Annotated in this window: 6 protein-coding genes; 2 read left to right on the top strand and 4 right to left on the bottom strand. The window is 72.9% G+C overall.

Annotation, left to right across the window (positions count from 1 at the left end; translation table 11 throughout):
- Positions 1–176 precede the first annotated feature (176 nt).
- Positions 177–947 (top strand): NUDIX domain-containing protein, encoded by a 771-nt coding sequence (locus tag QM595_RS00225; protein WP_415169500.1) that lies wholly within the window; start codon positions 177–179, stop codon positions 945–947.
- Here QM595_RS00225 and QM595_RS00220 read toward each other — a convergent pair.
- The 4 genes from QM595_RS00220 to QM595_RS00205 all read right to left on the bottom strand — a co-directional run bounded on the left by QM595_RS00220 (position 914) and on the right by QM595_RS00205 (position 5,172).
- A complete protein-coding gene (locus QM595_RS00220; protein WP_415169499.1) occupies positions 914–1,810 on the bottom strand; it encodes an EamA family transporter in 897 nt (298 codons plus the stop codon). The genes QM595_RS00225 and QM595_RS00220 overlap by 34 nt on opposite strands.
- Before the next feature lie 225 nt (positions 1,811–2,035).
- The gene (locus tag QM595_RS00215; RefSeq protein WP_415169498.1) at positions 2,036–2,962 is read right to left on the bottom strand and encodes a tetratricopeptide repeat protein; all 927 of its coding nucleotides are present in this window, start codon (positions 2,960–2,962) and stop codon (positions 2,036–2,038) included.
- A gap of 66 nt (positions 2,963–3,028) precedes the next feature.
- Positions 3,029–3,985, bottom strand: coding sequence for a methylmalonyl Co-A mutase-associated GTPase MeaB (gene meaB, locus QM595_RS00210; RefSeq protein ID WP_415169497.1), 957 nt, complete (start codon positions 3,983–3,985; stop codon positions 3,029–3,031).
- Positions 3,982–5,172 carry an acetyl-CoA C-acetyltransferase gene (locus QM595_RS00205; RefSeq protein WP_415169496.1) on the bottom strand — a complete coding sequence of 397 codons (1,191 nt, stop codon included), beginning with the start codon at positions 5,170–5,172 and terminating at the stop codon, positions 3,982–3,984. The genes meaB and QM595_RS00205 overlap by 4 nt, the downstream gene beginning before the upstream one ends.
- A gap of 164 nt (positions 5,173–5,336) precedes the next feature.
- Here QM595_RS00205 and mce point away from each other — a divergent pair, with 164 nt between their 5' ends.
- Positions 5,337–5,795: a methylmalonyl-CoA epimerase gene (gene mce, locus QM595_RS00200; RefSeq protein ID WP_415169495.1), complete on the top strand. Its 459-nt coding sequence runs from the start codon at positions 5,337–5,339 to the stop codon at positions 5,793–5,795.
- Positions 5,796–5,929: the final 134 nt, after the last annotated feature.

Here is a 5,929-nt window from a genome sequence, read left to right as displayed (position 1 = left end):
CCCTAGATGATTGATGCACGGGGATCGTGCGGCGAGCGGCGCTCGGCGCCGCGCTCGCAAGGCGCCGGCGCGAAGGCAGGCTGGGTGCCTGTCGAGCGTTGGCAACGCCGCGAGCGTGGATGCCGAGGGTCGCGCAGCGTGCGAGACCCGTGCCTCAATCATCTAGGGTTGGCCCCGTGCCCGAGCAGAGCGTGGAGGTGGCGACCGTCGCGGACGGCGTCGCCCGGATCGCCTGGATGCGTGGCGAGAACGTCGACGTGGTACGCCGCGAGGTCGCCTCCGCGCTGACCACCCACCACCGGGTCGAGGCGCTGGTCGACCCGGCCGACGAGCCCGCCCAGCGCACCGCCACCTGGTCGGGGCTGCACCGCGAGGGCGTGATGCGCGGCGTCACCATCGACGGTGCGCCGGTAGACCGGATCGTCTACGCCCGCGTCGTCACCGACGTCCCGGCCAACGAGCCGGAGGGGTTCCGGGCGCTGCTCAACTCCTTCTTGCCGCGCAAGCGGGCGATCGGGCAGCTGCTGGTGCGCGACGAGGCCGACCGGGTGCTGCTGTGCCAGCTCACCTACAAGCGCGACTGGGACCTGCCCGGCGGTGTCGTCGAGGTCGGCGAGTCACCGGCAGCGGCGGTGCGCCGCGAGATCCAGGAGGAACTCTCCCTCGACCTGCCCGCCTCCCGGCTGCTGCTCACCGACTGGCTGCCGCCGTGGAGCGGCTGGGACGACGCGCTCTGCCTGGTCTTCGACGGCGGCGTCCACCCGGCGTCGCTGGCCGAGCGGGTGATTCCGCAGGCTCGCGAGATCGTCACCGCCCGGTTCTGCACCCTCGAGGAGGCAGACGAGGTGTGCGCCGACTTCACCGCGCGGCGGGTCGCGGCCGCGCTGGCCGCGGCCCACGACGGATCGGCTGCCTACACCGAGTCGGGCAGGCTGCTCGGCTCCTGAGCCCTCACCGGGGCGGAGACCCGGGTGGCCACCAGCGCACCGCACAGCAGCAGCACGCCGCCGACCAGCTCGCCGGGAGAGGGCCGCTCGGCCAGCACCAGCCAGGCCGAGCAGATGCCGACCACCGGCACCAGCAGGATCCAGGGCACCACCGAGGAGGCGGCATTGCGGCCGAGCAGGCCGTTGAAGATGCCGTAGCCGACCAGCGAGGAGAACACCACGGTGTAGGTGGTCGACAGGCCGGCCTGCCAGCCGAACGCCGCCAGGCCTTCGGCGATCTGCCGCGGGCCCTCGACCACGAGGGAGAGCAGCAGCGCCGGGACGGGCACGAACAGCGCCGACCACACCGTGATGCCCAGGCCGCCGGGCACCTTCGCGGCCCGGGTGATCACATTGCCGCAGGCCCACGAGAGCGCGGCGAGCAGCATCAGAGCCAGCACTCCGACCGTGACGTGACCGCCGCGCGCCAGCCCGACCACGACCAGCCCGGCCACCCCGACTCCGACGCCGGCGACTTGCGTCCGGGTCGGCTTCTCGCGCAGCGCCAGCAGCGCGATCACGATGGTGAAGACCACCTGCGCCTGCAGCACCAGCGAGGCGAGCCCGGTCGGGAAACCGGCCGCCATGGCGAGGTAGAGGAAGCCGAACTGGCCCAGCGACATGGTCAGCCCGATCGCCGCCAGCACCCGCCAGGGCACCGGTGGCCGCGGCACGAACCAGATCGCCACACCGACCACCGCGACGAACCGGATCGCCAGGAACAGCAGCGGCGGCACGTCACGCAGGCCGTAGTCGATGGCGAGGAAGTTCAGGCCCCACAGCAGCGCGACGAGGGCGGCCAAGGCGGAGTCGCGGCGGGTCACGCCCTCACCCTTCCAGGGCGTACGGCGGCGCCGCAGCCCGTTTGTCCGTCAGGACCCCTTCCTAGCAGCCTGTCGCGGCTAGGCCTCGGCCTGTCGCGTCGCCCGGGCACGCCCCTGGCGGCGTTCGCCGGGCTCGACAGCCGCCCGGGATGCCCTCGCCCGGCCGGCCTTGCCAGCCACGCACCCGGACAACGCGCCATACCACGTCTTAGCCGCGACAGGCTACTAGAACAGCGCCGAGGCGAGCGCCCGGCGACCGTTGAGGACCCGGGGGTCCTCGTTGCCGACAGCCGCGAACAGCCCGATGAGGTGCTCACGGGCCGCGTCGCGGTCCTCGCCCGAGGTACGACGGACCAGCTCCACCAGCCGGGCGAAGGCGTCCTCGACGTGACCGCCCAGCAGGTCGAGGTCGGCGACCATGGTCTGCGCGGCGACGTCGTCGGGGCTGGCCGCGGCCGCCGCCCGAGCGGCCTGCAGATCGACGCCCTGGGTGCGCTGCAGCACCTTGGCCATCGCCAGCCGGCCGGCCGCCTCGGCGTCCGCGGGGTTGGCCTCGACGAGCCGCTGGAACTCCGCGACGGCACGCTCGATGTCGCCGGCGACCAGGGCGTCCTCGGCGGCCGCGTAGCGCGGGTCGGCGGCTGGCTCGCCGTCCTCGCCGGCGGCGGCCGAGCGCGGCTGGTGACGGCCGCTGATGCCCTGCACGGTCAACTGCTGGCCGAGCTGGTTGAAGAAGGTCCGCAGCTGCTCCAGGCTCGGTGCGCCCGGCAGCGGCTCGGTGACCGGGCGACCGTCAAGCAGCACGTACATCAACGGGATCTGCTGCACCTGGAGCGCCTGCGCGATCTGCGGGTGGGCGTCGATGTCGACCAGGCCGGCGAGATAGCGGCCGTCGTACTCCTCGGCGATGCTGGCAACGTCGCTGGCGAGCGTCGCCGACTCCGGGGAGCGGGACGGCGAGTAGACGACCAGGACCACCGGGGCGGTGACCGACGCCTCCAGCACGGACTGGAAGCCCTGCTCGTCGACCTCGACGGTGTAGGCGCCGGCCAGGCCCGTGCCCTCGGTGGCGGTCCCTCCGGCGGCTGCCGCGGGCCGCTTGAGGCCCGACAGGTCGACGGCACCGGGACGGGAGAACGGCTGCTGCGTCATGCGGCCAATCCTAGAGAGCAACCTCATCCGACCCGGCTGCCGGGGCAGCCGACTGGGATGACGTCCTCAGCCGCCGAGCAGCCGGTCGGCGGCGGAGTAGGGATCGCTGGTCCCGGCGGCGACGGCCGCGGCCAGCGCGCTCACCTCGTCGGTGCGGCCGACCGAGCCCCACCGGCCGCGCAGCACCTCCAGTGCGATCGCCTCGATCTCCTCCCGCGCCCGCCGGGTACGCCGCGCCGCGAGCTCGCCGGTCACGACCAGCCAGTCGTGGTGGTGGCCGATCGCGGCCGCCACCTCGGGCAGGCCGGTGCCGTCCTGGGCGATGGTCTTGACGATCGGCGGCCGCCAGGCGCCCTCTCGCCGGTCGGCCAGCGAGAGCATCCCGCGCAGGTCGCGTGAAACCTGGGAGGCGCCGTCCCGGTCGGCCTTGTTGACGACGTAGACGTCGCCGATCTCGAGGATGCCCGCCTTGGCGGCCTGGATGCCGTCGCCCATGCCGGGCGCCAGCAGCACCAGCGTGGTGTCGGCCAGCGCCGCGATCTCCACCTCGGACTGGCCGACGCCGACGGTCTCGATGAGCACGATGTCGAATCCGGCCGCGTCGAGGACCCGGACCGCCTGCGGGGTGCTCCAGGCCAGCCCGCCGAGGTGCCCGCGGGAGGCCATCGAGCGGATGAAGACGCCGTCGTCGGTGGCGTGGTCGCTCATCCTGATCCGGTCGCCGAGCAGGGCCCCGCCGGAGAACGGCGAGGAGGGGTCGACGGCCAGGACGCCGACGCGCCGGTGCTGGCGCCGCAACTCGGCGACCAGCGCGTTGGTCGTGGTCGACTTGCCGACGCCCGGCGCCCCGGTCAGCCCGACCACCTGGGCGTGCCCGGTGTGCGGCGCCAGCGCGGCCATCACCTCGCGCAGCGCCGGGGAGCCGTCCTCCACCAGCGAGATGAGACGGGCCACCGCCCGGGGCGATCCGTCCCGGGCGGCCGTCACCAGGTCCGCGACCTGGTCGGCTCCACGCAATCTCAAGCCTGCGGCACGCGCACGATGAGCGCGTCGCCCTGGCCGCCGCCGCCGCAGAGCGCGGCGGCGCCGACACCTCCACCGCGGCGCTTGAGCTCCAGCGCCAGGTGCAGCACCACCCGGGTGCCGGACATGCCCAGCGGGTGGCCCACCGCGATGGCGCCACCGTTGACGTTGACGATGGCGGGGTCGAGGCCGAGCGCCTTGGTCGACTCCAGGCCGACCGCGGCGAACGCCTCGTTGAACTCCACCAGGTCGAGGTCGGCCGCGGTCAGGCCCTCCTTCTCCAGCGCCTTCGCCGTCGCGTTGGCGGGCTGCTGCTGCAGCGAGGAGTCGGGGCCGGCGACCATGCCGTGGGCGCCGATCTCGGCCAGCCAGGTCAGGCCCAGCTCCTCGGCCCGCTCCTTCGGCATCACCACGACCGCGGCGGCGCCGTCGGAGATCTGCGAGGCCGAGCCGGCGGTGATGGTGCCGGTCTTGGAGAACGCCGGCGGCAGCTTGCCCAGCGACTCGGCGGTGGTCTCGCCCCGGACGCCCTCGTCGGCGGCGACCACGATCGGGTCGCCCTTGCGCTGCGGGATCGACACCGGGACGATCTCCTCGTCGAACACGCCGTTCTTCTGTGCGGTCGCGGCGAGCTGGTGGGAGCGGGCGGCGAACGCGTCCTGCTCCTCGCGGGTCAGCTTGTTGGCGCTCTCGACGTTGTAGGCCTCGGTCAGCGCACCCATCGCCTGCTGGGTGTACTGGTCGTAGAGGCCGTCGTAGGCCATCGAGTCGACCAGCGAGACGTCGCCGTACTTGAAGCCCTCGCGCGACCTGGGCAGGAAGTGCGGGGCGTTGGTCATCGACTCCATACCGCCGGCGACCACGACGGTGGCCTCGCCGGCGCGGATGAACTGGTCGGCCATCGCGATGGCGTTGAGGCCCGAGAGGCAGACCTTGTTGATGGTGATGGAGGGGACGCTCATCGGCAGTCCGGCCTGCTGGCCGGCGGTGCGGGCGGGGTTCTGGCCGGCGCCGGTCTGCAGCACCTGGCCCATGATGAGGTAGTCGACCTGCTCCGGCGTCACCCCGGCCTTCTCCAGGGCGCCCTTGATGGCGATGCCGCCCAGGTCGGCTGCCGAGAGTCCCTTGAGACCGCCGAGCAGGCGGCCGATCGGGGTGCGGGCCCCGGCGACGATGACGTTGACCATGTGTGCCTCCAGCGAGATGTGCGCGCCAGCTCAGGTGACGCCGCGATCGGTTGTGCCACGTTAACGTCCGATAACCCCCGGCCGGGAGGTGTCCGCGACGGGCGTGAATGTAGCGCTCGTCACACATCCTGCCACCCACCGACCGGGATGCCACGATAGGCCGCATGACTTCCGTACTGCCCGAGATGCCGCCGCACCTGTTCACCGCCATCGACCACGTGGGCGTCGCGGTGCCCGATCTGGACGAGGCGATCGCCTTCTACGAGTCCTCCTACGGGATGTCGGTGCTGCACGAGGAGACCAACCAGGAGCAGGGCGTGCGGGAGGCGATGGTCGGCTATCCCGACACCCCCAGCGCGGCGGTGGTCCAGCTGCTGGCGCCGCTCACCCCCGAGTCCACCATCGCCAAGTTCATCGACCGCTCCGGTCCCGGACTGCAGCAGCTCGCGCTGCGGGTCACCGACGTCGAGGCGGCGATGGCCAGCCTGCGCGAGCGCGGCCTTCGACTGCTGTACGACGCCCCCCGCCGTGGCACCTCGGACAGCCGGATCAACTTCGTCCATCCCAAGGACGCCGGCGGGGTGCTGGTCGAGCTCGTCGAGCCGGCCGCGTCGGGGCACTGAGACGCCTGTCGACGTCCCTAGATGATTGATGCACGGGGATCGTGCGGCGAGCGGCGCTCGGCGCCGCGCTCGCAAGGCGCCGGCGCGAAGGCAGGCTGGGTGCCTGTCGAGCGTCGGCAACGCCGCGAGCGTGG

This window comes from Nocardioides sp., assembly GCF_047607185.1.
GTDB lineage: Bacteria > Actinomycetota > Actinomycetes > Propionibacteriales > Nocardioidaceae > Nocardioides.
Note: the sequence above shows the minus strand (reverse complement) of the source record. Positions and strands in the feature narration are given on the sequence as shown.